Here is a 26,240-nt window from a genome sequence, read left to right on the forward strand (position 1 = left end):
ACGACGCCCCCGCACCGGGGGTGCAGGGGCGTCGTCGGGACGGGGGCGGGGTCGGTCAGGCCGGTCCGGAGACGTGGACCCACTTCGCCTGGGAGGGCACCCCCGCCGCGGTGGTCACGAAGAGCATGTACCACCCGTCCGGGACGATGCCGGCCTCGGCGGGCACGCCGACGGTGAGCTGGTTCCCGGTGCGCTCCACGTCGAGGGCGACGGTGCGCTGCTCGACGTCGGTCGAGTGCGTGACCGCGCTGGGGCGCATGAGCTTGGCCGTGGCGACGCGTTCGTCGCCGCCGAGGGTGAAGGTCGCCGTGGCGCCCCGCCTGACCTCGTCCGGCCCGGCGGTGAGGGCCGGCTGCGTCCCGTCGAACAGGTAGGGCGGGGAGTAGACCTCGATGCGCTGCTCGAAGTCGGCGGGGACGGTGTCGTCCTCGTCGGCGAACAGCGGGTTGGAACCGAGGACGACGACGCGGCCGTCGGGCAGCAGCAGCGCCTCGGTGTGGTAGTCGCGCCCGACCCGCTGGGAGGCCACCTGGCGCATCGAACCCGTCGCGGCGTCGTACAGCAGGCTCGTGCGGTTGTCGCTGGCGCCCTTGCCGCGGTAGTCCTTCGAACCGCCCGTGATGAGGGTCTGGTCGTCGGGCAGGTTGACCAGGTTGGGGTAGCGGGTGCCCTCCGGGAGCGAGGGGCCCGTGACGTAGTGCGGGTCCGCGGCCGTCAGGTCGACCGTGGCCGTGCGGGCCGAGGACTTCGGCGACTCGCCCACACCGCCGCCGCCGACGATCATCGCGGTCTGGTCCTGGACCGGCGGCAGCATGACCGAGCCGCTCGTCTCGAGCTGGTCGGCGTCCGCCAGCCCGGGAACGGGGTCGAAGGTGTTGTCGGTCAGGTCCCAGACGCCCGGGTCCCGGCCGGCGTCGGCCGGTCCGTACCCGGTGTTGGACCCGCTGTAGAACAGCCGCCCGTCGGCCATCGGGTACAGCCACGGGTACGTCGGGAAGTACCGCGTGAGGTCGACCCGTTCGGCCCACGTCATCGTCTTCGGGTCGAACACCTCGGTCTGCCCGGTGAGGACCTGACCGGTGCCGTCGAGCCCGGAGTTCGCCAGCAGGCTGCCGTCCTGCAGGGCCACGACCGTCGGGTACCAGCGCTTGTACTTCATGTCCGCGACCCGGTCGTACTTCTCGGTCCTGGGGTCGAAGACGTAGGTGCTCTGGGTGCCCTGGTAGTCCTGCTTGTCGAGGGTCATCTTCTCGGCCAGGCCGTAGACGTCGTCGGCCCGGGTCCCGCGGAGGCCGTCGACGGAGTACTGGGCGCGCTGCAGGGTGACCGGGCCCGTGCCCGCGTCCAGGGCCTCGACCCACACGACGACCTCGCTGGCGTGGATCATCACGTCGCCCCCGCCGTGGTCCACCTTGGTGGCCGGCGGCAGGGTGAAGGCGTTCGTGGCCTGGTAGACGTGACCGTCCGGGGAGGTGAACCGCGTGCCCTTCGCGAACTCCTGCGGCGCGGAGTCGGGGTTCTCGTTCTTCACCGTCATGGCGCCGGCGGCGTGGGTGACGTCCCCTGCGAGGATCTCGTACCGCTGCGTGCCACCGGCCACGACGAGGCGCCCGTCGGGCAGGAAGGCGTGACCGGAGCAGAACATGTCCTCCGGGGTGGGGATCTCCCGGAACGTGTTCTTCGCCGGGTCCCACACGATCGAGCGGAACGTGCCCGCCGCGAAGTTCTTCCGGTCGTTGCCCGACCCGGCGATGATGAGCACCTTGCCGGTGTTCAGCAGCGCGGCGTGGATCGCGTTGATGTGGACGTCGGCCGGCATCTCCAGCGTCGACCACGACCCGTTGGCGGCCTTGTACCCGTGCGTGCGGACCTCCACCGCCGTGTAGGCGGACTGGGCGCCCCCGACGGCGGGGCCCGCGTTCACCGCCAGCAGGCCCACGGTCGCCAGACCGGCGAGCAGGACCCGGCGGCGACGGCCGGTCAGGTGCGGGGTGCGGACGGTCACGAGATCTCCCGGGTGGTGGCGGTGAGGGCGGTGGTGGCCAGGGCGGGCACGGGCCGGCGGGGCGCGGGGGCGAGGCGCTCGGTGCGCAGGTCGAGGACGGTGGGCCCGCCCGGGACCTCCGGCGTACGCGCCGAGGCCCGGCGTTCGCGCCGGGCGATGAGCACGGGGGCGAGCAGCACCGCCGTCGACACGAGCGGCCACAGCAGCGACGCGGGGGTCGCGTGGCCCAGGGCCAGCGAGAGGACGACGGCGACCGAGAACCAGGCGAGCCAGAACAGCTGGACGCGGAACGTGAACCAGCCGTCGACCCCGGCCTGGCCGCCCTTGGGGGTGACGGCGAACCGGGCCGGGCGGCGGAACACCGTCTTGAGGAACGACCCGGCGTAGATCGGTGCGGCGAAGACCGACATCAGCATGCCCGACAGGCCGAACGAGCCCTGCCGCTCGAACGGGCTGACGTTGTAGCGGCGGTTGGCGACGTACAGCCAGAGCTGGAACAGCGTCGCGTCGAGGAAGAGGGCGAGCCAGACCTGCGGCGGAACGCTCAGCCCGCCGGCACCCACGACGGCCTGGACCATGACGCAGACCGCGCCGAGCAGCCACGCGACCGCCATCGACGGGTAGAACGTCGTGATGAGGGAGTAGTGCAGCAGGTGCCCGGGCCGCAGCTTCCAGGCCAGGCGCCACATGTCCTTCAGGAGCACCTCGAACGTGCCGCGGGACCAGCGGTCCTGCTGGCTGAAGAAGTCGCCCCACGACGTCGGACCCTCCCCGACGGCGAGGACGTCGGGGGTGTAGACCGACCGCCAGCGGCGACCGGTGGTCGGGTTCTTGCTCGTGTGGAACACCAGGCCGGTGGCCATGTCCTCGGTGACCGAGTCCTTCAGGCCACCGATCGCCCGCAGGGCCGACAGCCGCAGGGCGTTGTTCGTCCCGACGAGCATGGCTGCGCTGTAGGTGTTCGCGGCTCGCTGGATGACGGAGTGGAAGGGGAACTGCTGGCTCTCCGCCCCCATGGGGACGAACCCCGCGGTGCTGTTGCCGTAGTCCTGCGGGCCGACCACGAAGGCGACGTCCGGGTCGTGGAACGGGCCGAGGATGCGTTCGGCGTAGTTGGGGGTGGGGCGGTGGTCGGTGTCGACCGAGAGCATCACGTCGTACTGCTCGTACCCGACGGCGTCGAACCACGCGTTGTAGTTCCCGTGCTTGCTCCTGGCCTTGAACGTGCCGCCCGGCTGGTTGTAGCGGGCGACACCGTGCCGGCTGAAGTGGTGCACGCCGAGCGCCGCGCACAGCGCGCGGACCTGCGGGTCGTTCCCCTCGTCCAGGACCCAGCTGTCGATGCCCCCGCCCGTCGGGTCCTGCACGGAACGGATCGAGCGCAGCGTGCCCTCGAGCATCTCCAGCGGTTCCTTGCCGGGCACGAAGCTCGTCACGAAGGCCAGGCGCAGGTCCCGGGGGGCGGTGACCGGCACGGGGTCGCGGGCGATGACCGAGGCGACGGACAGGGACACGACGTTCACCAGCCGCAGCAGTTCCACGGTGGCGACGGCGCAGATGACCGCGATGTTCGCGACCAGCAGGGGCGTGCTGTCGACGACCCGGGGGTAGTGGGTCGGCCACAGCAACCAGACGGCGAAACCCAGTTCGAAGCAGATGTTCAGGACGGCCAGCAGCAGGGTGCGGCGATGACGGCCGTGGTGACCGCTCAGGTGCCGCCACCGTGGCCGGAACCCCTCCGGCCCCGCCGCGGGTTCCTCGACGGCGCCGGCGATGAGGCTGTGGCTCGGCGCACGGTCCCCCGCGGACCTCTCCTCGGCAGCTCGTGCCGGCAAGACCTTCGACAAGTTTCCCCCCCGGGATGTTTCGTTCGGCCGTGCCCGCGTTCCGCTCCGGCGGCCAGGACGGCGACCGGGGGCGGGGCGGCGGACAGGTTGTTGCTGGGAGTGATCAGTCGGTTACAAACACACTGTGCCGCAACCGTTTCTCCGAGCATTCTCCGAGCAGCAGTCTCACCTGCATCGTCGTGCGGGGTCAGGCGTTACACCCATCGGGCCGAGAAACACCCGCCCGCCTCGAAACTGACTGCTCGTGGTCGATGAATCACCCGGGGTGGTTCTGGCGCACTCCTCGAAACACTCCGTCACCCGATGTCGCGGTGTTACGCTCTCCGCGGTTCACCGCACCCCGTCGATGCTCCGGTCGGGGTGGTTCCGCAACCGGCCGGGTGGCCGAGGCGGCATCCTCTCCACGACGTGCCCGCGCCCCGTCGACGCCCGTCGTCCCTCGCCCCGCCGGTCCCTGTCCGGCCCACCTCCCCGGAGGCTCCCGCTGTGCTCCGTCCTCGAGCTCGACGCCGTCTCCCCCGCCGGCGGGCGGGGCGCGCCCGCCCGGGGTGGTCCGCCCGCCGGTGGGTCGCGACCGCGGCGGCCACGCTGGTCGTCGCCGCCGGTTCCACCGTCGCCGTCCACGCCCTGCCCCCGGACGGGGACCGCGGCGGGCAGGGCACCGGTGCTCCGCAGGCCCCGGGGCCCCTCGCCGGCGCCGAGTTCTTCGTCGACCCGGCCGGTCACGCACCCGCGCAGCTGCGCGAGTGGGACGCGGCCGGCGATGCGCGGGCCGTGTGGTTGCGCCGGCTGGCCAAGGTGCCGACAGCGGTCTGGTTCACCGGCGGCGCGGACCCCGCCGCGCGCGCCGCGGAGCTGACCGCCGCCGCCCAGGCCGCCGGGCAGGTGCCGGTCTTGGTGGCCTACGACATCCCGGGCCGCGACTGCGGGCTCTACTCCGACGGCGGGGCCCCCGACGGGGCCACGTACCTGGACTGGGTGCGGTCCCTGGCGGCGGGGGTGGGCGACCGACCCGCCGTGGTCGTCCTCGAACCCGACGCCGTCGCCCAGGCGCTGGACGGGTGCCTCGCCGTGCGCGGGGAGCAGCCGCAGGACCGCTACGCCCTGCTGAGCCAGGCGGTGGGGATCCTCGGCGCGGGTGCGGGAACCCTCGTCTACCTCGACGCGGGCAACCCTGGTTGGGCCCAGGACGAGGCGGCGCTCGCTGAGGCGCTGCGGGCCTCCGGGGTCGGGGAGGCGGCCGGTTTCGCCGTCAACGTCTCCAACTTCCAGTCGACGCAGGACAGCGCCGCCTTCGGGCAGAGGATCTCCGACCGGCTCGACGGGGCCCGCTTCGTGGTCGACACCTCCCGCAACGGGGTCGGTCCGGCCACCGACGACGACTCAGGTCTGAACTGGTGCAACCCCCGGGGCCGAACCCTCGGGCCGGCACCCACCGGTGACCCGGGGCCGTCCCGGGTGGACGCCTACCTGTGGATCAAGGTGCCCGGTGACTCCGACGGCAGCTGCCGTCCCGGGGAGCCCGCCGCCGGCACGTGGTGGCCGGACTACGCGCTGGACCTCGTCATGCAGACGAGCATGGGTCACCCGTGGGCGGGCCACTGACACCGCCCTGCCTCTGACACCGCCCTGCCCCCGACGGTGCCGTCTCCACGGACCCCCGGGTCCGGGCACCGCCGCGAGCGGTGGGAGGTGGTCTCAGACCGCCGCCGCCCACCCCGCCGCGTCCCCCGGCCCGGGCACCGCGCACACCCCGAACCACAGCGCGAGCAGTTCCAGCCAGTGCCGCTCGGCCGCGTCCAGCGGCCGGACCGCGCAGTACCCGGCCAGGAACTCCCGCCGCACCTGCGGCGGCGTCGGCCGCCAGTCCCGGAACCGCGTCGTCAGGTACGTGCACGCCTGCGCCAGGTCCTCGACGGGGTGGGCGCGGTGGGCGTCGTCGAGGTCGAGGACCCCCACGACCCGGTGCTCCCGCGTCAGGACGTTCGCCGCGCGGAAGTCCCCGTGGACGACCTGCGGTGCGCCGGGCGGGCCGGGGGCGGTCGCGAGCAGTCCCGCCACCCGCCGGGAGGCGTCCAGGACGTGCCCGGGGTCGCCGTCGGTCAGCCACGTCCCGACCCGCTCGGGCAGGGGCACGTCGCTGCGCGGCGGCACCCGGTCCGCGACCGCGTCGTCGAGGTCGGCGAGCGCCGCGTGCGTCCGGGCCAGCCACGCCCCGGCGTCGCGGACGGCGGCGGTGTCGGACACGTCGAGCCAGTCGCCCGCGAGTTCGGGGAACACCGCCGTCGACAGCGGGCCGGCGGGTCCGGCGGCCCGGACGCGGCACGCCCCGTCACGGGCGCGCCGGGGTGCCGCGACCGGGACGCCGGCGCCGGTCAGGTGCTCCAGGGTGGCGGTGGTGGCGTCCAGCCGGTCGAACCGGTCCGTCGCGCGCGACCACTTCACGACGAGCTGTTCGCCGCCGTCGGAGCAGACCCACGCCACCGCGCCGTCCCCGCTGAGGACGAGGCGCGAGCACGGCCCGGCCCCCAGGTCCCAGGAACCCCGCAGCAGGGTGGTCAGCCAGCCGGTCACGGCGGTCAGGCCGGTGAACCCGAACCGTCCGCGCAGCGCCGCGGCCGGGTCGTCGTCCTCCCACAGCATCGACACCCCGGGCGGCAGCACGGACCGACCGTACCGGCGTCCCGGCCCGGCCCGGCCCGGCCCGGGGGACCGTCAGAGCCGGCGCGCGAGCTCCTGCGCGGCCTCGCGCGCGGCGGCGAACTCGGCGTCGCCGCGCTCGCGCAGGGCGGCCATCTCGGGAAGCCGGTCGGCCAGCGTGGCGCTGGTCTGCACGACGTGGACGTCCATGCCGAGGGAGTCGCCGAGGACGATCCGCAGGACGGGGACGCCGTGGTCCCAGCCCTCGGTCGGGCTGCCCGCGTCGTAGGTGGCGCCCCGGGAGCTGACGACCACGGCGGGCCGGCCCGCGAGCGGCTGGGAACCCTCACCGGCCAGCGCGCCGGGGATGTGGACGTGGTCGAGCCACACCTTCAGCGTCGAGGGCACCGTGTAGTTGTAGAGCGGCGCACCCACGAGCAGGACGTCGGCGGCGAGCAGTTCGGCGTGGATCCGCGCCGTCAGCGCGTCCTGGTCGGCGGGGACCTGCGCACCGGGCAGGCGGTCGGCCGCGGGCCAGTGCTGCTCGTTGGTCGCGAAGTGCGGCAGCGGGTCGCGGTGCAGGTCGCGGTGGGTGACGGTGAAGTCGGTCCCGCGTCCGGTCCACGCCTGGGCGAAGGCCGCCGTGAGGGCGCGCGACCGCGACGTCGCGAGGTCGGCGGAGGAGTCCAGGTGCAACAGGTGCGGCATGGGCGCAGGCTACCCAGCGCCCCCGGGCCGCCGGGGCGCGAGGCTCAGGCGGCCTCGGCCACGACGGGGTGGGGCGCCTCGGCTCGGGCCGGTGGTCGGCGCACCCGGGCGACCGCCCGGCACACCAGGTAGATCGTGAACGAGACGGTCGTGACGTAGGGGCTGATGGGCACCGAGGAGCCCAGGGACAGCAGCATCCCGCCCACCGTCGCCGTCAGCGCGAAACCCACCGACAGCAGCGGCACGACGAACGGGGAGGAACTCACCCGCGTCGCGGCCGCGGCGGGGGTGACGAGCAGCGCCAGCACGAGCAGCGCGCCGACGACCTGCACGCTCATCGCGACGGCGAGCCCGAGCACCAGCATGAACGCCGGGGACAGCAGCCGGACGGGGACCCCGCGGGCGGCCGCGACGTCGGGGTCGAGGGAGGCGAACAGCAGGGGCCTCCACAGCGCGAGGAGGGCGAGGAGGACCACGCAGGACAGGACGGCGAGGGAGACGAGCTGGGGGTTGTCGACGGCGACGATCTGCCCGGTGAGCAACCCGAACTTGTTCGCGGACCGGCCCTGGTAGAGCGCCAGGAACAGCACGCCCAGCCCCAGCCCGAACGGCATGAGGACCCCGATGGCGGAGTTGTGCTCGCGGGCCCGGTTGCCCAGCAGTCCGAACAGGACAGCGGCCAGCACCGACCCCACGAGCGAGCCGAGGACGACGTTCACCCCGATGAGCAGGGCGAAGGCGGCTCCCGCGAAGCTGAGCTCGGCGATCCCGTGGACGGCGAAGGGCAGGTCCCGGGCGACGATGAAGACCCCGACGAGCCCGCCGATCAACCCCAGCAGCGCCCCCGCGTACAGGGAGTTGTGCACGAGGGCGAGCAGTTCGCCGTAGTCGGAGAAGTCGAAGACCCGGTCCCACGCGATCGCGCTGGGGAGGGCGGTGGGGATCACGAGGCCTCTTCGTGGTCGTGGGCGTGCGGGTGCTCGCTGGGGGTGGCGCCGCCGGCGACGAGGACGCGCCCCCCGGAGCGGAGCACCTCGACGGGGGCGCCGTACAGGTCCGACAGGGTCGCGGAGTTCATGACGGCGTCGGGGGTGCCGACGCGGAACCGGCCGCCGGCCAGGTAGAGCACCCGGTCGGCGTACGGCAGGACGGGGTTCACGTCGTGGGTGACGAACACGACGGCCGCGCCGGTGCGCAGCCGCGACTCGTGGAACAGCGCGCTGACGGCGGCGGCGTGGTTCAGGTCCAGGGACAGCAGGGGTTCGTCGGCGAGCAGCAGGTCGGGGTCGCCGACGACGCTCTGCGCGACCCGCAACCGCTGCTGCTCCCCGCCGGACAACCGGCCCACGGGGGAGTCGGCGTAGTCGGTGGCGCCGACCGCGGCCAGCACCCGGTCGACGCTCTCGCGGGCGCGGCGGGACGGCACGAGGGGGCCCCAGCGGTGGCCGTCGAGGCCGAGGCGGACGAAGTCCCGGGCGCGCAGCGGGGTCGCCGGGTCCAGGCCCTTCTGCTGCGGCACGTACCCGATGCGCCGGTCCCCCCGCCGGACGGGCCGGCCGACGACCTCGACGGTCCCGCGTTCGAGGGGCTGCAGGCCGAGGACGACCTTGAGCAGGCTGGACTTGCCGGCACCGTTGGCGCCGAGGACGGCGATGAACTCGCCGGGGGCGACGTCGAGGTCCAGCTCCGACCAGAGCCGGCGCTCGCCGTAGGCCAACGACGCGCCGCTCAGGCGGAGGGCGGGGGTTCCCGACCTCACTGCTGGGTCAGCGCCGCGGTGATCGCGTCGACGTTCCCGGTCATCCACGTCGTGTAGTCCTCGCCCTCGGGGAGCGTCTCGGTCACGGGCACCACCGCGACGCCGTTGCTCTTGGCGGCGTCGAGGACCTCCTGGGTCTGCGGGCCGGTGGTCTGCTCGTTGTAGACCAGGGCCTGGACCTGGTGCCCGCTGAAGAGTGCCAGGGTCTGCTGGAGCACGTCGACCGGGACGTCGCTCTCCTCCTCGATGGCCTCGGAGAACTCCTCGGGCGTCTCGTTCTCGGTGCCGAGGGCTTCGAGCAGGTAACCCGGCACGGGTTCGGTGATGGCGACGGCCTTGCCCTCGGTGGAGGCCTTGTCCTCCTCGATCTTCTGCTCGAGGGTGTCCAGGCCCCGCTCGAAGGTCTTCAGGTTGGCCTCGAACGTGGCGGCGTCGTCGGGGGCGGCCTCGGCGAGGGTGGTCTCGATCTCCCGGGCGACCTCGCGGACCGTCTCGACGTCGTACCAGACGTGCTCGTTGAGCTCCTCGCCCGCGCTGGCCTCCTTGCCGGAGATGTCCACGGCGTTCAGGACGGTCGCGTTCGAGGAGGCGGCCGCGAGCATGGTGTCGACGAAGTCGTCGTAGCCGCCGCCGTTCTCCACGACGACGGTCGCCTTGGACAGTTCGAGCTGGGTGCGGGTGTTCGCCTCGTAGCTGTGGGGGTCGGCGCTGGGGTCGTCGATGATCGAGGTCACCGTCGCGTCGTCACCGGCGATCGAGCTCGCGACCGATCCCCACACGTTCGTCGAGGCGACGATGCTCAGGCCGCCGGCGTCGGAGGAGGAGGACGCGGCGGGCGAGGAGGTGTCGTCCCCGCCGCCGCAGGCGCCGAGGGCGAGCCCCGCGGTGAGGACGGAGGCGAGGGCGAGGGTCGAGCGGCGCGAGAGCATGCGGCGGCTTCCTGACGATGGGAACGATTCGCAGGAACTGTACGCCCGTGGGCCTCAGGTGCGCGCCGGGACCGCCCGCGGCAGGTGGGCCCGCGCGAAGTCCGCGGCGGGCAGCGGGCGGGAGAACAGGTAGCCCTGGCCCTGGCCCACGCCCGCGGCGACGAGCTGGGCGCGCTGCGCCTCGGTCTCCACGCCCTCGGCGACGACGTCGAGGCCGAGGTGGGCGGCCATGGCCGTCACGGCGCGCACGATCTCGACCGGCCGGGCCGCGCGGGGGCCGGCCACCGCGGACGGGGACGGGGACCCCGGCCGCGGGCCGCCGGTGAGGGACCGGTCGAGCTTGAGGACCCGCACGGGGAAGCGGCTGAGGTAGTCCAGCGAGGTGAACCCCGTGCCGTAGTCGTCCAGGAGGACGACGACACCGGCCTCGGCCAGCGTCGCCAGCGAGGCCGCCGCCGGGCCGGACACGGCCACCTCCTCCTGCTCGGTGATCTCCAGGCGCAGCGACGACGCCGGGACCCCCGCGTCGGCCAGCACCGCCAGGACGGTCGTGGCCAGGTCCGGGGCGTCCAGGCTCGCGCCGGTCAGGTTCACGCTGACCGGCAGCACCGGCCGCCCCTCGTCCCGCCACCGCCGCAGGTGCCCGACCGTCGTCCGCAGGACCGCCAGGTCGAGCCGGGTGTCCAGGCCCAGGTCGGTCACGACGTCCAGGAACGCGTCGGGGGTCAGCAGGCCGCGGCTCGGGTGCTGCCAGCGGACCAGCGCCTCGGCGCTGACGACGCGGCCGGTCGGCAGGTCCACCACGGGCTGCAGGTGGACGTCGAGCCGGCCGGCACCCGGTGCGCCGTCCAGGAGCTCGCGCACGTCGTGGCCGAGGGCGTAGCGCGCGCTGACCGCGTCGCGCATCCGCGGGGTGAAGGCGACGACGCGGTCACCGCCGGCGGCCTTGGCGGCGTACATGGCGATGTCGGCGCGGGTGAGCAGCTCGGCCAGGGGCACCGGGTCGGTGGTGACGTCGGGGGTGACGTCAGCGGTGACGAGCCCGATGCTGGCGCCCACCCGGGTCTGGACCGAGGGCAGCCGCACGGGTGGGCCCAGCGCCGCCAGCACGTCGGCCGCCACGTCCCGCAGGTGCTCCGGCGCCGCGAGGACGACGAACTCGTCACCGCCCAGCCGGGCGAGGAGCCCGCGGCCCGCGACGGCGGTCAGCGCGCGGTCCCGGACGGCCAGCAGGATGAGGTCGCCGACGTCGTGCCCGTGGCTGTCGTTGACGTGCTTGAACCCGTCCAGGTCGAACAGCAGCAGGCCGACGGGTCCGGCCCACCGCTCGTGCGCGTGGGAGAGGCCGCGGCGGTTGGCGAGGTCGGTGAGGGGGTCGCGCCCGGCGAGCCGTTCGGTGACCCGCAGCGCCCGCGCCGCCCGCACCAGGCACAGCGCGGCGACCAGCGCCCCGGCGGCCGGGACGACCCACGGGGGCAGGGTCCCGACCCCCGCGCGGGTGCCGGTGGAGGCGCTGACGACCACCGTCAGACCGGCGGGGAGCAGGACCAGGGGCAGCAGGCCCAGCAGGGCGGTGGAGTCCGGGCGCCGCCGCGTGAACGTGACCGGGTCGAACACGGCCCGCACGCGGGGGTGGACCGCCGCGCACGCCGGGGCCAGGACGGCGATCGTCCCCAGCAGCCCCACCGCGCTGCCGGGCTGGGCGAGGCGGCTGTTCTCCAGGGCGGTGGACAGGTCGTAGACCAGGGAGGACAGCCCGCCGGCCAGCGCCAGGTACGAGGCCGGACCCAGCCCGCTGCGTGAGAGCGCGAACTTCACCACGACGCCCGCCACGGCGATGTCGACGCTCGCCACCACCACGAAGTACGGCGTCATCACGCCGAGGGTCGCCAGCTGCGCCGCGACGGTGACCCCGACGGTCACGACGATCACCGCGTCGAGGGACCCGCCCGAGCCGGCGGCGCGGGCCGAGCCCTGGTGGCGCACGGACAGGACGACCACGTGGCCCACGACGAACGCGCCCAGGGCCTGCCCGAGGGCCATGCAGACCACCACCGCGACGTGGTGGCGTCCCAGGACCTGCCCGGCGGTGAAGCCGGCCGCCCAGCAGGTGAGCATCGCGGCCACCGCCGACCACACCCGGGTGCCCGGGTCGTGCCGGTACCGGCCCGCCAGGACCAGCACCGGGGCGGTCCAGACCGCCACGAGCATCAGGGGTGAGCGGAGGCCGGGGACCACCAGCGCGGTGAGGACGACCCCGAGGGAGGCGAGGAGCACAGCCCGCGCGGTGCGGTCCGCACGGTGCCCGGGGACGCTGCTCACACCGGCTCGTCGGTACCGCGGTCACCGTCCTGAAGACGGGCGGGGCAGGCTCACCCGGGTGGCGGCACCCCGCCGGTCACGTCTGCCGGGACAACGTGCCGCGCAGGACGCTGTCGGAGGAGTGCCCCGGGTCCCCGTCCAGCGGCTCGCGCGAGACGTCCACGACGTCGAACCGGGACAGGTCCAGGCCGGCCGGGACGGTGACGGTCGTGTCGTCGCCCGCCATCGTCCCCAGCGACACCATCCCGCCGTCGGCGTCGAGCAGCCACGCCTCCAGGTAGCCGTCGGTGGGGGAGGGGACACCGCGCACGACGAGGTGCAGCTGGACGGTGCCGTCCAGGTCGGCGACCTGCGCGCTGCCCCCCGGGGCCCCGGCGCCACCGTCCGTCGCGCCCGGGGGGCGCAACGTCGCCGAGGACACGACCGTCGAGCGGGCGGCGACCGGCTCGGACCCGCCGGTCAGCCGCGACCCCGCGACGCCCCCCACCCCGCCCACCAGGAGACCCGCGACGGCGGCCGCGGCCACGGGCAGGGCCAGGCGGCGGTCCGGTCCCCGGCCCGCCCGGCTGCGCCGGTGCTCGACCAGGGACACCGGGGCGGGCGCCTGGCCGGACCGCGGGACCGGGCGCACCGCGACGGGCCCGTCCCCGGGCCGGGTCGTCCCGTCCAGACCCACCTCGTGCGCGATCCGGTCCCAGGTCCCCGGCGGCGGCGCGAGCGCCTCGACGTCGTCGGCCACCCGGGCCGCCCCCAGGCGGGCCCAGTCGGCCACCTCCGCGCGGCACCGCCCGCAGTCGGCGAGGTGCCGGCGGGCGGCGGCACCCAGCGGTTCGCCGAGCCCGGCCAGCACCGCCTCGTCCTCGTCCAGGTGCGGCGTCCCGGCACCGTCAGCAGGCTGCACTGTCGGCCTCCAGACGGGTGCGCAGCCGGTGCAGGGACCGGCGCAGGTGGCTCTTGACGGTGCCCAGGGGCAGACCGGTGCGGGCGGCGACCTGGGCGTGCGTCAGGTCGTCGAAGAAGGCCAGCCGGACGAGGGTGCGCTGGGGTTCCCCGAGCTCGTCGATCTCGGCGAGCAGGACCACCCGGTCGGCCGCGGCGTCCTGCGGCAGCGGTTCGTGCAGCGCGTCGGCGGCCCCGCCGGTCAGCCGGTCGGGTTCGGTGACGACCTCGGAGCGGTGGCGCTGGGCGAGGGCGTCGGCGACGCGGTGCCGGGTGATGCCGACGAGCCAGGCCGCGAACGTGGACCGGCCGGGGTCGAAGTTGCCCCGCGAGCGCCACGCGGCCACGAAGACGGCCTGCACGACGTCCTGGGCGTCCTGCTCCCCGAGCCGTCGCCGGGCCAGGCCGTTGACGAGGGGGGAGAAGCGTTCGTAGGCCTCCCGCAGGCCCCGTTCGTCGCCCGCCCGGACGGCGTGCCCGACGTCGGCGTCGTCCCACGCGGCCGGCGCGGACCAGTCGCTCGACCGGCCCGTCCCGGCGGGGGAGTCGGGCCGCGGGCTCACGGCACCACCGTAGGGCGGCCCCACCGGCCCGCCACCCGGCGAGCTCAGGCCGCCCGTCCCGGCAGGTCCGGGTAGTCCGGCACGGTGAACGCGTCGGCCGGTGGGTGCGTGAACCGTCCGGTCAGGCCGCCGAGCGCGCGGGCGGGTCGGCTCGTCAGCACCCGGGCGCCCGCCCACAACGCCCGCCGGTGCCGGCGCGACCGGGGGTTGGCGAGCGCCGGCGTGCCCGGCGGCAGGGCCTGGGCCCGGGTGGCGAACGGCCGCACCCGCCGCTCGTAGGCGGCGAAGGCGTCGGTGTGCGAGCGGCCCCGGGCGAGCGCCGTGGCGAGTTCCCCGGCGAGGACGTAGGCGCCGGTGAGGCCGAGCGTCGTGCCCAGGCCGCTGATCGGCGAGGCGCAGTGCGCGGCGTCGCCGAGCAGCACGACGCGTCCGCTGCTCCAGCGGTCCAGGTGCACCTGCGCGAGGTCCTCGAAGTGGAACGGGGTGTCGTCCAGGGCGGCCAGGACGCGGTCGGTCTCCCAGCCCGCGCCGCGGAACACCCGGCGCAGCACCGTGGTCTGGGCCCCGGCGTCGAGGTCGGCGAGGCCGCGGGTGGGGGAGAGGAAGTTCAGCAGCGCGCGCGTGGTGCCGGTGTTGTCGGGGCGCAGGTGGACGCTGCGGCCCTCCAGCGCGTTGTACCAGCGCCAGGTCCGGTCGTCGTCCGGCGTGCGCGGGATCGTCACGTAGGCGCAGTACATGCCGAGCGGGCGCAGGTGGTCGCCCGGGAACACCAGGCCCCGGGTGCGCGACCCCACGCCCTCGGCGACGACGACGAGGTCGACCTCGCGGCGCTCGCCGGAGGCCAGCGTCACGCTGACCCCGTCGGCGTGCTCGGCCAGGTCCGTGACGTGGTCGCCGAACACGTGCTCGGTCCGCTGCGCGGGCAGGTCGAGCAGCAGGCCCGACAACTGCCCGCGCAGGATCTCCAGCTCGGCGGTGGCGCCGTCGCTCTCGCCCTGCGCGGCGGGCAGCACGGCGCGGCGGCGGCCGTGCTCGTCGACGAACGCGGTGCCCTCCTCGGTCGTGTGGGCGGCGAGGGCGGCCTGCTCGACACCCGTGCGGCGCAACACCTCCCGCGCCGCGCCGCGGACGTCGACGTTCTGCCCCTCCTCGCGGCGGCCGGGGGCGCGCTCGACGAGGGTGACCGCGAAACCCGCGCGGTCGAGCCAGTGGGCGAGCAGCGGGCCGGCGACGCCGGCGCCGGAGACCAGAACCGTTCCGCGGTGGGGCCGGGACGACATGCGATCCTCCTGGTGAGTCGATGTCGTTCAGTGAACTGGTAGCTAGACTGTCTAGCAACTTGGGGAGGCGTCCGTGGCGGACGAGGTGGGCGATGAGGTGGGCGACGAGGTGGGCGACGAGGTGGCGCAGGAGATGGTCCCCGGGATCTCGCCCGTCGTCGTCGCCGTGCGCGAGGTCGTGCACGCCTCGCGGGAACTGGGCAACCGCATCGCCCGCGGCGCCGGGCGCAGCGCGACGGACACCACGGCGCTGGGGCTGCTCGACATGTACGGGCCGCTCGGCCCCGCCCAGATCGCCGGGCACCTGGGCATCAGCACGGCCTCGGCCACGACCCTCGTCGACCGGCTCGAGGAGGCCGGTGACGTCCACCGCGTCGCGCACCCCACCGACCGCCGGCGGGTCGTCGTCCACCTCGACGAGACCACGCGCGAGCGCGAGCGCGCCGTGTGGACCCCCGTCGTCGCCGACATCGACGCGGCGGCCCGGGAGCTGCCGCCGCAGGAGCAGGAGGTCGTCCGCAGGTACCTGGTGCGGTTGGCCGCCCTGCTCGCCCGGCACCCCTGACTCAGGGCACGAGCACGGGTTTCACCGTCGTCCCGCTGCGCATGTCGGCGACGGCCTCGTCGAACTCCTCGAAGGAGTAGGTCCGCACCAGCTCCCCCAGGGGCATCCGCCCGCTCGCGACGAGGTCGACCAGCGCCGGGACCAGCGTGGCGCCGTCCCCGTCGCCGAGGGTGATCCCCTCCACGCGCCGGCCCGGCAGCAACCCGTTCACGTCCACGCCCACCTCCACGCCGAACGGGGGCGCTCCCACGGCCAGGGCGCTGCCCCGGGGCGCGAGCGCGTCCACCCCGGCGCGTAGCAGCGCGGGGACCCCCGTGGTGTCCACGACGCCGTCGGCGCCGCCCCCGGTGACGTCGACCAGGGCGGCGGTGAGGTCGCCGTCGAGGGCGGAGGTGTCCACGACGTGCGTCGCGCCGAACCTGCGCGCCGTCTCCAGGCGGTGCCCCACGCGGTCGACGGCGACGATCCGCGTCGCGGGGGTGAGGGCGGCGGCCGCCACGGCGGCCAGGCCCACGGCCCCGGTGCCGAGCACGACGACGGCGTCACCGGGCCCGGGACGCAGCGCGTTCCACACCGCCCCGGCCCCGGTCTGGAAACCGCACCCGAGCGGGGCGAGCGTCGGCAGGGGGGACCCGGCCGGGACGCGGACGAGGCTGCGCTCGTCGACGAGGGCGTGCCGGGCGAAGGAGGACTGCCCGAAGAAGTGCCCGCCGAGGGGTTCCCCGGCGCGGGTGATCGTGGCGCTGCCGTCGGCGCGGCGGCCGCCGAGCAGGTTCAGCGGCAACCACTGCCCGCAGTAGGCGGGGTGCCCCTGGCGGCAGTTCCGGCACGCGCCGCAGGAGGTGAACGACGTGAGGACCTCGTCGCCGACGCAGATCCCCCGGACGGCCGAGCCGACGGCTTCGACGACCCCGGCCCCCTCGTGCCCGAGGACCCCCGGCAGCGGGAACGGCAGGGCGCCGGAGGCGACGGTGAGGTCGGTGTGGCACAACCCGACGGCCACGGTGCGGACGAGCACCTCGTCCGGGCGCGGGTCGTCGAGGTCGACCTCGGTGAGGACGGGGGCCCCGCCGGGTTCGACGACGAGGGCTTCGGTGGTGGTGGGCACGTGGATCCCCTCAGGCCAGCGAGACGACGACGGACTTGGTGCGGGTGTAGGAGGCCAGCGCCTCCGGCCCGTACTCGCGCCCGAACCCCGACGCGCCGACCCCGCCGAACGGCACGGCCGGGTCCAGCAGGGCCCAGTCGTTGACCCAGACGATCCCGGCGCGCAACCGGGACGCGACGCGGTGGGCGCGGGCGACGTCGCGCGTCTGCAACCCGGCGGCCAGCCCGTAGGGGGTGCCGTTGGCCATCTCGACGGCCTCGTCCTCGGAGTCGAACGGCTGCACCGTCAGGACCGGTCCGAACACCTCCTCGGCCACGACGGGGTCGGTGCTGCCCACGTCGGCCAGGACGGTCGGGGAGTAGAAGAAACCCTCCGCGAGGTCGCCGAGGAGTTCCGGGCGCCCGCCCCCGCACACGACGCGGGCGCCGGAGGCCTTGGCCCGCTCGACGAACCCCTCGACGACCTCGCGCTGGCGGGCCGAGGCGAGCGGACCGACGACGGTGCCCGGGTCGCGCGGGTCGCCCACCGGCACACCGGGGACGGCCTGGGCGAGGATCCCGAGCACCGTCTCGTACAGGGGGCGTTCGACGAGCAGTCGCGGCCCGCCCATGCAGAACTGCCCGGTGTTGAAGACGAACGCCTTCACCGCCGCACCCACGGCCGACTCCACGTCGGCGTCGGCGAAGACGATGTTCGCCGCGTTCCCGCCGAGTTCCATCGTGACCTGGGTGAGGTTCTGCCCGCTGACGGCCGCGGCGTGCCGGCCGACCTCCGTCGAGCCCGTGAAGGCGACCTTGTCGACCCCCGGGTGCTGCAGCAGCGCCTCGCCGACCTCGCCGCCGGAACCGGTCACGACGTTGACGACCCCCGCGGGGACCCCGGCGTCGAGGAACAGCTGGGCCATGAACAGGGCGCTGAGCGAGGTGTCCGCAGCGGGTTTGTGGACGACGGTGTTCCCCGCGGCCAGGGCCGGGGCGATCTTCGTGCTGGACAGCACGAGGGGGAAGTTGAACGGGGTGATGGCCGCGACGACGCCGACGGGTTCGCGGACGGTGTACGCGTGCGCGGGGAACGGCGTCGACCGGACCGACCCGTCGAGGGTCTGGGCGAGGGCGGCGCAGTAGGCGTACTGCTCCGCGGCCGTCTCGACGTCCACGGGCCGGCACAACCCGACGGGTTTGCCGACGTCCAGGCTCTCCAGCCGGACGAGCTCGTCGGCGTTCTCGCGGATGAGCTCGGCGATGCGCAGCAGCACCTTCGAGCGGTCCCGGCCCGTCGTGCGCCCCCACGGGCCCTCCCCGGCGGCCCGCGCCGCCGCGACCGCCGCCTCGACGTGCTCGGCCCCGCCGCGCGAGACGTCGCCGACCACGCGGCCGGTCGCCGGGTCGACGACGTCGAGCCGTTCCGGTGTCTGCACCCGCCGCCCGTCGATGAACAGGCCGCCCAGGCCCGCGGGCCACGCCTCCGTCATGCCGCACCTCCGTGTCCGGGGCCGTCCGACGGCTCCGTCGGCGGTACCCACAGCGTGCGGTACGTCAGGAAACCTGTCAACGGCGGGTGGCCCGTCGGGCCGCACCGCCCGGCCCGGGGGTGGCGCCGCCGGTCAGGTGCGCGCGGGTTCGTCCTCCACGACCCGCGTGGTGCACGCGATGAGCAGCGGTACGGCGAGCATCGCGCCGACGGCCGGGACGGCGGCCCCGGAGTCGTTGACGGCGAAGCCGATGACGAGCAGCACGAGCAGGCACGCCAGGCCCGGCTTCAGGACGGGGTGGCGGTCGTAGGCGCGTTCGAGGACCGCGACGCCCAGCACCCGCGGCCTGGCGAGCACGCCGGCGATGAACACCGCGGCCAGGGCCAGGACGAGGCTGAGGATCCAGTTGCTGTAGAGGATCCGCAGGTTCTGCGCGCCCTTGCGCTCGATCACCTGCCAGGCGCCGCCGTCCACGAGCGTCTGCACGAAGCGGCCCAGGTGCGTCTGGTCGTCGGTGGGGCGCAACCAGTCCGCCACGGAGATCGCGGCCAGGACGAGGACGGTCGCGGCGAGGATCACGACGACGCGCCGCCACGTGACCCGCACCCCGGCCACGACGAGGGCGAGGAACCCGAAGGCGGGCAGGATCGCCGGTGGCCCGCCGAAGTCGGAACCGACGACGCCGTCGACGTAGGTCGCGAGCAGCCCCACGACGGCCACGAACACCACCGCCGGACGGCGCCGGCCGGTGCGCACGAGCCGGTCCGCGACCGCGATCGTGAACAGCAGCGACCCGGTCGCGAAGAGGGCGAACTGCTGGTTGCCCAGGCCGTAGAACCGGCCCGCGACGACCGGTTGCAGCCCGTTGAGGCTGGAGGTGATGAGCCGGGACCCGGTTGCGGCGTCGAGGGCCAGGACGGCGGCGGTGACGAAGCCGACGAACCCCAGCGGTCCGAGCGCGTTCCGGCGCCAGGGCCCCAGCAACGCCAGGGCGGTGATGATCGCGACGTACAGGGCGACCGCGCCGGTCACGGCGAGCAGGTGCGCACCGGTCGTGTCCCCCGCCCGCCACCACGGGATCGTGTTGGCCAGGAACGTCGAGGCGCACACGGCCCCGAACACCACGGCCACCGCGCGCAACCAGGTGAGGATCCACCGTCGTCCCGCGGCGCCGCCCCAGGCCTTGCGCAGCGCGATCGTCGCGACGCCGTACAGGACGATCTGCGAGGCCCCCCACACCGTGAAGAACGGGCCCACGAGCGGCTGGACGGCCTGCGCCGCCGCGTCGAGGTCGCGGACCTTCTCCAGGCGGTCGGCGACCGGGGTGCTCGCGTCGGTGCTCGTGACGGGGGCGCCGACGAGCCCGGGGGTGCCGTGGTCGGAGCCCAGGGCCAGGGCCAGGACGGTCGGGGTCAGGTCGGTCGTCTGCACGATCCCCGTCTGCCGGGTCGAGCGGGACCCCAGGTACCCCTCGTAGTCCCCGGAGCCGGGCTGCGGCCCCGTGGCCGCGCCGAACTGCAGGTGCGCCGTGCGGCCGGCGTCGGCCAGGGACACGGCCAGCACCGTCGTGCCGTCGGTCCCGGTGGAGTCGGCGACGGCGCGCTGGACGGCGGCCAGGCGGGCGTCGACGGCCGCGACCTGCTCGGCGCGGGACTGCGCGGGGACCTGCTCCAGAGCGGGCAGGTTCGCGGGGTCGCGGACGACGCCGGCGTCCACCACGACGACGCGGGTCCCGTCCTCCAGGGCGTCCTGCACGTACCCGCCGATCTCGGCGGGCGTGGTCGCGGGGACGTGGTCGGGGACCCGCCCGGAGGTGTCGGCCAGGGCGATCGCCGCCCCCGGACCCACCGCGAGGGAGTCCACCGACGACAGCGCGGACCCGAGCGTGCCGGGCACGGCGCTGAAGGTGTCCCCGTCGGCGATCCGCCGGAACTCCTCGAAGCCGGGGACCGTCACCGGCCCGCCGACCGCGCCGGTGGCGACCGCCGGCACCGGGACGGCGGCGCAGGCGGCCCGCACGTGCTCGGCGGAGGTGCCGTCGAAGTCGGTGGCGCGCCGGCCGGCGGACAGGCCCAGCCACCCGTCGGCGGGGCACGCCGCGGTGAAGACGCTGCGCACGGCGACCGTCCCGATCGCCCCCGACGCCATCGACGCCAGGGCGGGGGTCGCCTCCTGCGAGACGTCGGTCCACCGCACCCCGGAGAACCCGACGACGACGAGCGGGGCCCGCCCGCCGGGGGTGGTGGCCGCCTGCGCCGGCGCCGCGCCCACCCCCAGCAGGACCGCGAGCACCCCCAGGACGGCGGCCACCACGGACCGGCGGTGGGCGGGCGGGACGGCCCGCGCGAACGGTGGGGCGGTGGTCGGGTGGGGCACCCGCCCAGGCTAGGGGCGGAGGTGGTCGGGACCCGTGCGCCGCTGGGGGAGGATCGGGGGGTGCTGACGCAGGGGACCGCTGAGCCGGCCGGACCGACGGGAGCGCGTCCCCGGGGGCGCGCGGGGCTGTGGCGGGTGCTCGGCGTGCTCGTCGTGCTCGTCGCCGTCGCCCCGATCGTGCACCGGTACCTCGTGGCCTACCCCGACGACCAGTGGCAGGTCGACCTGGAGGTCTACCGGGAGGCCGGGCGCTCGCTGCTCATCGGCCGGCCCGTCTACCTCCACGAGACGGAGGTGCCGCAGCTCCTGCCGTTCACCTACCCCACGTTCTCGGCCGTCCTGTCGATCCCGCTGGCGCTCCTGCCGTGGGCGGTGGCGGGGTGGGTGTGGACGGGGTTCCAGCTCCTGCTGCTGTACGTCGTCGTCGGCCTGGCGTTCCGGCCGCTGCTCGAGCGTGCGGGCCGCTGGAGCGGGCTGGCCCACGGGCTCGTCGTGGCGGCGTGCGTGTGGATCTCCCCGGTGGGGGAGAACATCCGCTTCGGGCAGGTCAACGCGGTCCTGGTGACCCTGTGCCTGCTGGACCTCGTCAAGGGCGCCGACGGTCTGCGGGTCGGGCGGTCCACGCTGCGCTGGCCGCGCGGGGCGCTCGTCGGGATCGCGGTCGCGATCAAGCTGACGCCGGGCGTCTTCCTCGTCCACTTCGCGATCACGAGGCAGTGGCGGGAGCTGCGCAACGCCGTCCTGGCCGCGGTCGGGGTGACGGTCGCGACGTTCGCCGTCGCCCCCGAGGGGTCCCTGCAGTTCTGGACGTCGGCGCTGCTGGACTCCGACCGCCTCGGCCCCAACGCGGGGTCCTCGAACCAGTCGCTGCGCGGCTTCGTCCTGCGCCTGTACCTGTCCGACGGCGCGACGACGGCGCTGTGGGGTGTGCTGGCCCTCCTCGCCGCCGTCGCCGGCTTCGCCCTGGCGCGGGCGCTGCACCGGCGCGGGAACCTCGTGGGGGAGGTCGCGGCGTGCGGTCTGGTGGCCCTGCTGGTCTCCCCGGTCTCGTGGCTGCACCACTACCTGTGGGGGGTCGTCGTGCTCGGTGCCCTCGTGGGGGACGCGCGGGTGCGCTCACGGGTCGTGGCGGCCGTCGCCGGGCTGCTGCTGCTGTGGGTCGCCTGGCCGTGGTGGGGGGCGAACCTGCTCGCCGAGCGCAACGTGCCGACCGTCGTGGCGCGGACCGTGCAGAACGGGGACCTGTGGTGGGCCTGCGCCGCGGTCCTCGTCCTGTGGCGGTCGGTCGTGCGACACACCCCAGTTCAATCACAGGTAGTGACGAACCGATCGCATAGCGTTTAGATTTTCCCCTGACAGGGCACTACTGGTCCACGTGACCACGACGTGACACACCTCGAGGGGGGCAATGCCGTGAGTGAGATGGGCAAGGGACTCCGCCCCACGGTCGACGCCTGGGAGTGGCAGCTCTCAGGCGCCTGCCGGGACGCCGACTCCGAACTGTTCTTCCACCCCGAGCTGGAACGGGGAGCCGCCCGCCAGCACCGCGACGCCGCGGCGCTGGCCATCTGCGCCGAGTGCCCCGTGCTGCGCCAGTGCCGGCAGCACGTCCTGACGCACCGGGAGAACTACGGCGTCTGGGGCGGGCTGACCGAGGACCAGCGCGACGCGATCTGGAGCGAGCGCACGGACAAGCGGAGGCTGCGCCGGGCCGGCTGAGGCCGCCCACCGCCCGGCCGTCCCCCGCGGGGGAGGGGGACGGCTACTGTGCGGGACCGTGCTGCGCTACGCGTTCTTCGGCCCCGTCGGGACGTTCACCGAGGCCGCCCTGCGGACCGTCGTCGGCGGTGCGCCCGCCGAGCCGATGGCCAGCGTCGACGCCACGATCGAGGCGGTCCGCAGCGGGGCCGCCGACGTCGGGTGCGTGCCGATCGAGAACTCCGTCGAAGGCGGGGTCCCCGCCACCCTGGACGGGCTCGCGGTCGGTGACCCGCTCGTCGTCGTCGCCGAGGTCGTCATCCCCGTGACGTTCGTCCTCGCCGCCCGCCCCGGCGTCGGCCTGGGCGACATCACGCGCGTCAGCACCCACTCCCACGCCCACGCGCAGGTCCGGCGGTGGCTGCACGCGCAGCTGCCCGGCGTCGGCTACGTGCCCGCGACCTCCACGGCCGCCTCCGCCCAGGCCCTCGCCGACGAGCTCGCCGGTGGGGAACCGGCCGGCTTCGAGGGGGCCATCTGCGCCCCCTTCGCCGCCGCCCGGCACGGCCTGGACGTCCTGGCCGAGGGCATCGAGGACCGCGCGGGCGCCCAGACGCGGTTCGTCCTGCTGTCCCGCCCCGGTGCCGGCACGACCCCCGCGCCCACCGGGAACGACAAGACGTCCCTCGTGGTGTTCCTGAGCGAGGAGCGCCCCGGCGCCCTCGTCGAGGCGCTCGAGCAGTTCGTCACGCGCGGCATCAACCTGACCCGCATCGAGTCCCGCCCCGCCGGGGACGCCCTCGGCCGGTACTGCTTCTCCATCGACTGCGACGGGCACGTCACCGACGCCCGCGTCGGCGAGGCGCTCATGGGGTTGCACCGCGTCTGCGAGCGGGTCCGGTTCGTCGGCAGCTACCCGCGCGCCGGCGCCGGGTCCGCCGCCACCGGCTCCGGGCCCAGCGAGCACGACTTCGAGCAGGCGCGCGACTGGCTCGACCGGCTCCGTGCCGGCGCCGCCTCCTGACGCCCCCGCGGCCACCCGCACGGCGCATCTAGAAGCCCGCGGGGTGCGCCGATGCACAGGACGTGACCAGTCCGACGTGCCCCGAGACGCCGCCCGCGGCCGACCCCGCCGCGCTCGCGCTGCAGACCGAGCTGCCCGCGGCCATCGCGGACGGCCAGCTGCGGGTCCACTACCAGCGGATCGTCGCCGCCGGCACCCACCGCGTCGTCGGCGTCGAGGCCCTCGTCCGCTGGCAGCACCCCGAGCGCGGGCTGCTCGCGCCCGGCGCGTTCGTCCCGCTCGCCGAAGGCACCCCCACGATGGTCGCGCTCACCACCTGGGTCCTGGAACGGGCCGTGGCCCAGTGCGCCGCCTGGCGCGCGGCGGGCCACGACATCGGGGTCTCGGTGAACCTGTCCGCCGCCCTCGTCCAGCACCCCGGCCTCCTCGGCACCGTCCGCGCGGTCCTCGCCGAGCACCGCCTCGAACCCGGCGTCCTCACCCTCGAGGTCACCGAGACGGCGCTGCTGGCCGACCCGTGCGGGGCCGCGGCGGTCCTGGCCGCCCTGCGCGCCGCGGGCGCCCGCGTCTCCCTCGACGACTTCGGCACCGGCTACACGTCGCTGACGATGCTGCGCCAGCTCGAGGTCGACGAGCTGAAGATCGACCGCACCTTCGTCGCGGCCGCGGCGCAGGCGCCCGTCGACGCCGCCATCGTGCGCGCCCTCGTCGACCTCGCCCACCGGCTGTCCATGGAGGTCGTCGCCGAGGGCGTCGAGGACGAGCGGACCGCCGAACGCGTCCGCGCGCTCGGCGCCGACGTCCTGCAGGGCTACCACTTCGCCCGGCCCGTCCCGGCGGAGGAGGTGTTCGCGACCGTCCCCGGCCGCCCGGCCGACTCCTGCGGGCCGGCCGTCGACGGGGAGGTCGAGGGGCTCGTCCCCGCACCGCGACCGGCCGACGAGGCCGACCGCGTCCAGCTCGCCCACCACGTCCTCGCGGCGACGGCGGCCGCACCGGGGCTGCTGCGGCGGACCACCGCCCTCGCGGCGCGCCTGGTCGGGGCTGAGTTCGCGAGCTTCAGCGTCGTCACCGAGGAGCACGTCCACCTCCTGGCCCCGCACGGGCACACCTTCAGCCGGGTCCCGCGCGACGGCACCCCGTGCTCGTGGACGGTGCTGCAGCGCGACGTCCTCGAGCTCGACTGCGGCGAGGACCCCCGGTTCGCCGACGGGGACGCCGTCGCGGCCGGCGTCCGGTACTACCTCGGGGTCCCCGTCCTCGACGCCCTCGGCCGCGCCCTCGGCGTCCTGTGCGTCTACGACCGGCGGCCCCTCGGCGTCGACGACGCCCAGCGCGAGGTGCTGCGGCTGCTCGCCGGGGTCCTCGCCGACCACGTCGAGGGCGTCGACGCGGCCGGCCAGCTCGACCGCGTCCAGGCGATCCTGCAGGCCACGGCCGAGGTGGACCGCGCCGACGGGGAGGCCGGTGTCGCCGACGTCCTCACCCGCGCCGTCCACGACCTCACCCGACCCGACTTCACCGTGCTCGTCGGCCGCTGCGACGGGGACCCGCGGTGGAGGGTCGTCGACCACCACGGCGAGACCCCCCACGCCGTGGAGGGTTCCGTCTACGACGAGCGCGCCCGCAGCGCCGTCGCGCGGGCCGTGGCCACCCAGCGGCCCGTCTGGGTGCCCGACGCCCGGACCAGCACCGTCGTCGACGGCGACCTGGCCCGTCGGTGGGGGGTCTCGGCGGTCCTGGCCGTCCCGGTCGTCACCGCCGACGGCGCCCGCTACGTCCTGTCCCAGTGCTGGCGGCGGCCGCAGCCGGACCTGCCCGCCGTCCTGCGCGACGCGGCGTCGGCGGCGGCCTGCTTCGCCGCGCACGCCCTCACCGCCCGCTCGCTCAGCGGGGCGGCGGGCAGCGCACCAGCAGCGCTCCCGGGTCCACGGTCAGCGTGATGCGCCGCGCGGCCCCGATGGGGTCGCCGTCCAGCTGGACCTCCTGCGGGTCCGTGCACCGCACCTCGAACCGCCGTCCCCGCAGGTGCCGCACCCGCCGCTGACCGCGCCTGTCCCGGGTCGCGATGGCCCACGCCACCTCGCCCCAGCCGATCCCGCCGCGGGGGGACAGCACCACGGCGTCGAGCGCTCCGTCGTCGATCCGCGCGTCCGGCATGAGGACCAGCTGCTTCGTCAGCTTGCCGCAGTTGCCGACGATGACGGCCCGCGTGCGCGACGGCGCCGGAACCGACCCGTCCACCGAGATCTGCACCTTCGCCTGCGGACCCCACAGCGCCCGCGCGCCGGAGACGACGTAGGCGCCGTACCCCAGCCGCTGCTTGAGGCGGTCCTCGACACCGGCCATCATCGCCGCGTCGAAACCCAGCCCGGCCATGACGAGGAACAGGTGCCGCTCGGGGTCGGCGTCCCGGCCGGTCCGGTCCACCTCCAGCCGGCCCACGTCGACGCGGTGGTCCTCCTCGGAGAACACCAGGTCCAGCGCCGCGGCGAGGTCGGTGTGCGGGACGTCCAGGTTGCGCGCCAGCAGGTTCCCCGTCCCCGCGGGCAGCAGGCCCATCGGCGTGGACGTGCCGGTCAGGCCCTCGGCGACCGAACGCACCGTGCCGTCGCCGCCGGCGGCGAGCACGAGGTCCACCCCCTGGGCGACGGCCTCCCGGGCCTGCCGGCGGCCGTGCTCGGTCGGGGTCGTCTCGAACCACACCGGGTCGTCCCACCCGTGGGAGCGGAACACCGCCGCCACGTACGCCTGCCGACGCCGCAGCGCGTGCTCGTCGAGGGAGGAGAACTTCGTCGGGTTCACCACGATCGCCGCGCGCCGGCGCTGCTCGGGGTCCAGGTGCGGGGTCGTGGACGGGACCTGGGCCGCCCGCAACCGCCGCGTGGCCCGGCGCTCGCGGGCGAGCAGGGTGAACACCACCACCAGGGCCAGCGCGAGGACGACGGCGACCGCGCCGGTGTCGATCAGGTCCGCCACCGTCATCCGGCCACGCTAGCGGGCTCC

At 75.3% G+C, this 26,240-nt stretch carries 21 protein-coding genes; 6 read left to right on the forward strand and 15 right to left on the reverse strand.

The features are described 5' to 3' along the window. Positions 1-55 precede the first annotated feature (55 nt). Together glxA and AB2L28_RS17585 are read right to left on the reverse strand one after the other, a co-directional pair. Entirely contained in the window at positions 56-2,005 is a 1,950-nt protein-coding gene (glxA, locus tag AB2L28_RS17580) for a radical copper oxidase GlxA (RefSeq protein ID WP_370720284.1), read from the reverse strand. Beyond that, positions 2,002-3,852 (reverse strand): glycosyltransferase family 2 protein, encoded by a 1,851-nt coding sequence (locus AB2L28_RS17585; RefSeq protein WP_370720285.1) that lies wholly within the window; start codon positions 3,850-3,852, stop codon positions 2,002-2,004. The genes glxA and AB2L28_RS17585 overlap by 4 nt, the downstream gene beginning before the upstream one ends. Positions 3,853-4,338: 486 nt before the next feature. On the opposite strand from AB2L28_RS17585, the gene AB2L28_RS17590 reads away from it, so the two are divergent. After that, positions 4,339-5,457 (forward strand): glycoside hydrolase family 6 protein, encoded by a 1,119-nt coding sequence (locus AB2L28_RS17590; protein ID WP_370720286.1) that lies wholly within the window; start codon positions 4,339-4,341, stop codon positions 5,455-5,457. A 93-nt stretch (positions 5,458-5,550) separates the two neighbouring features. Here the strand turns inward: AB2L28_RS17590 and AB2L28_RS17595 are convergent, their stop codons facing one another. The 9 genes from AB2L28_RS17595 to AB2L28_RS17635 all read right to left on the reverse strand — a co-directional run bounded on the left by AB2L28_RS17595 (position 5,551) and on the right by AB2L28_RS17635 (position 14,992). After that, positions 5,551-6,516, reverse strand: a complete 966-nt coding sequence (locus AB2L28_RS17595) for a phosphotransferase enzyme family protein (RefSeq protein WP_370720287.1) — start codon at positions 6,514-6,516, stop codon at positions 5,551-5,553. Positions 6,517-6,567: 51 nt separating this feature from the next. Then, positions 6,568-7,200 (reverse strand): FMN-dependent NADH-azoreductase, encoded by a 633-nt coding sequence (locus tag AB2L28_RS17600; protein WP_370720288.1) that lies wholly within the window; start codon positions 7,198-7,200, stop codon positions 6,568-6,570. A gap of 44 nt (positions 7,201-7,244) precedes the next feature. Next, positions 7,245-8,147 carry a metal ABC transporter permease gene (locus AB2L28_RS17605; RefSeq protein ID WP_370720289.1) on the reverse strand — a complete coding sequence of 301 codons (903 nt, stop codon included), beginning with the start codon at positions 8,145-8,147 and terminating at the stop codon, positions 7,245-7,247. Then, on the reverse strand, positions 8,144-8,959 hold the full coding sequence (locus AB2L28_RS17610; RefSeq protein WP_370720290.1) for a metal ABC transporter ATP-binding protein: 816 nt from the start codon (positions 8,957-8,959) through the stop codon (positions 8,144-8,146). The genes AB2L28_RS17605 and AB2L28_RS17610 overlap by 4 nt, the downstream gene beginning before the upstream one ends. Continuing rightward, on the reverse strand, positions 8,956-9,888 hold the full coding sequence (locus AB2L28_RS17615) for a metal ABC transporter solute-binding protein, Zn/Mn family (RefSeq protein ID WP_370720291.1): 933 nt from the start codon (positions 9,886-9,888) through the stop codon (positions 8,956-8,958). The genes AB2L28_RS17610 and AB2L28_RS17615 overlap by 4 nt, the downstream gene beginning before the upstream one ends. 54 nt (positions 9,889-9,942) lie before the next feature. Beyond that, entirely contained in the window at positions 9,943-12,210 is a 2,268-nt protein-coding gene (locus AB2L28_RS17620; RefSeq protein WP_370720292.1) for a putative bifunctional diguanylate cyclase/phosphodiesterase, read from the reverse strand. 76 nt (positions 12,211-12,286) lie between these two features. Beyond that, positions 12,287-13,111 (reverse strand): anti-sigma factor, encoded by an 825-nt coding sequence (locus tag AB2L28_RS17625; protein ID WP_370720293.1) that lies wholly within the window; start codon positions 13,109-13,111, stop codon positions 12,287-12,289. After that, positions 13,098-13,712, reverse strand: a complete 615-nt coding sequence (locus AB2L28_RS17630) for an RNA polymerase sigma factor (RefSeq protein ID WP_370720294.1) — start codon at positions 13,710-13,712, stop codon at positions 13,098-13,100. Before AB2L28_RS17630 ends, AB2L28_RS17625 begins: the two co-directional genes overlap by 14 nt. A gap of 44 nt (positions 13,713-13,756) precedes the next feature. Continuing rightward, the gene (locus tag AB2L28_RS17635; RefSeq protein WP_370720295.1) at positions 13,757-14,992 is read right to left on the reverse strand and encodes an FAD-dependent monooxygenase; all 1,236 of its coding nucleotides are present in this window, start codon (positions 14,990-14,992) and stop codon (positions 13,757-13,759) included. Between the two features lie 73 nt (positions 14,993-15,065). On the opposite strand from AB2L28_RS17635, the gene AB2L28_RS17640 reads away from it, so the two are divergent. Then, entirely contained in the window at positions 15,066-15,557 is a 492-nt protein-coding gene (locus AB2L28_RS17640; RefSeq protein ID WP_370720296.1) for a MarR family winged helix-turn-helix transcriptional regulator, read from the forward strand. Position 15,558: 1 nt separating this feature from the next. Here the strand turns inward: AB2L28_RS17640 and AB2L28_RS17645 are convergent, their stop codons facing one another. The 3 genes from AB2L28_RS17645 to AB2L28_RS17655 all read right to left on the reverse strand — a co-directional run bounded on the left by AB2L28_RS17645 (position 15,559) and on the right by AB2L28_RS17655 (position 20,512). After that, on the reverse strand, positions 15,559-16,665 hold the full coding sequence (locus tag AB2L28_RS17645; RefSeq protein ID WP_370720297.1) for an NAD(P)-dependent alcohol dehydrogenase: 1,107 nt from the start codon (positions 16,663-16,665) through the stop codon (positions 15,559-15,561). Positions 16,666-16,675: 10 nt separating this feature from the next. After that, positions 16,676-18,136: an aldehyde dehydrogenase family protein gene (locus AB2L28_RS17650; RefSeq protein ID WP_370720298.1), complete on the reverse strand. Its 1,461-nt coding sequence runs from the start codon at positions 18,134-18,136 to the stop codon at positions 16,676-16,678. 132 nt (positions 18,137-18,268) lie between these two features. Further along, entirely contained in the window at positions 18,269-20,512 is a 2,244-nt protein-coding gene (locus AB2L28_RS17655) for a hypothetical protein (RefSeq protein WP_370720299.1), read from the reverse strand. Positions 20,513-20,572: 60 nt separating this feature from the next. On the opposite strand from AB2L28_RS17655, the gene AB2L28_RS17660 reads away from it, so the two are divergent. The 4 genes from AB2L28_RS17660 to AB2L28_RS17675 all read left to right on the forward strand — a co-directional run bounded on the left by AB2L28_RS17660 (position 20,573) and on the right by AB2L28_RS17675 (position 25,177). Further along, complete coding sequence (locus AB2L28_RS17660) at positions 20,573-21,856, forward strand: glycosyltransferase 87 family protein (RefSeq protein ID WP_370720300.1); 1,284 nt, start codon at positions 20,573-20,575, stop codon at positions 21,854-21,856. Positions 21,857-21,925: 69 nt separating this feature from the next. Then, positions 21,926-22,231 (forward strand): WhiB family transcriptional regulator, encoded by a 306-nt coding sequence (locus AB2L28_RS17665; RefSeq protein WP_370720301.1) that lies wholly within the window; start codon positions 21,926-21,928, stop codon positions 22,229-22,231. A 58-nt stretch (positions 22,232-22,289) separates the two neighbouring features. Then, on the forward strand, positions 22,290-23,234 hold the full coding sequence (gene pheA, locus AB2L28_RS17670) for a prephenate dehydratase (RefSeq protein WP_370720302.1): 945 nt from the start codon (positions 22,290-22,292) through the stop codon (positions 23,232-23,234). A gap of 62 nt (positions 23,235-23,296) precedes the next feature. After that, positions 23,297-25,177, forward strand: coding sequence for an EAL domain-containing protein (locus AB2L28_RS17675; RefSeq protein ID WP_370720303.1), 1,881 nt, complete (start codon positions 23,297-23,299; stop codon positions 25,175-25,177). Here AB2L28_RS17675 and AB2L28_RS17680 read toward each other — a convergent pair. Then, entirely contained in the window at positions 25,122-26,219 is a 1,098-nt protein-coding gene (locus AB2L28_RS17680; RefSeq protein WP_370720304.1) for a diacylglycerol/lipid kinase family protein, read from the reverse strand. The two genes, AB2L28_RS17675 and AB2L28_RS17680, sit on opposite strands and share 56 nt — an antisense overlap. Positions 26,220-26,240 lie beyond the last annotated feature (21 nt).

This window comes from Kineococcus mangrovi (assembly GCF_041320705.1).
Classification (GTDB): Bacteria; Actinomycetota; Actinomycetes; order Actinomycetales; family Kineococcaceae; genus Kineococcus; species Kineococcus mangrovi.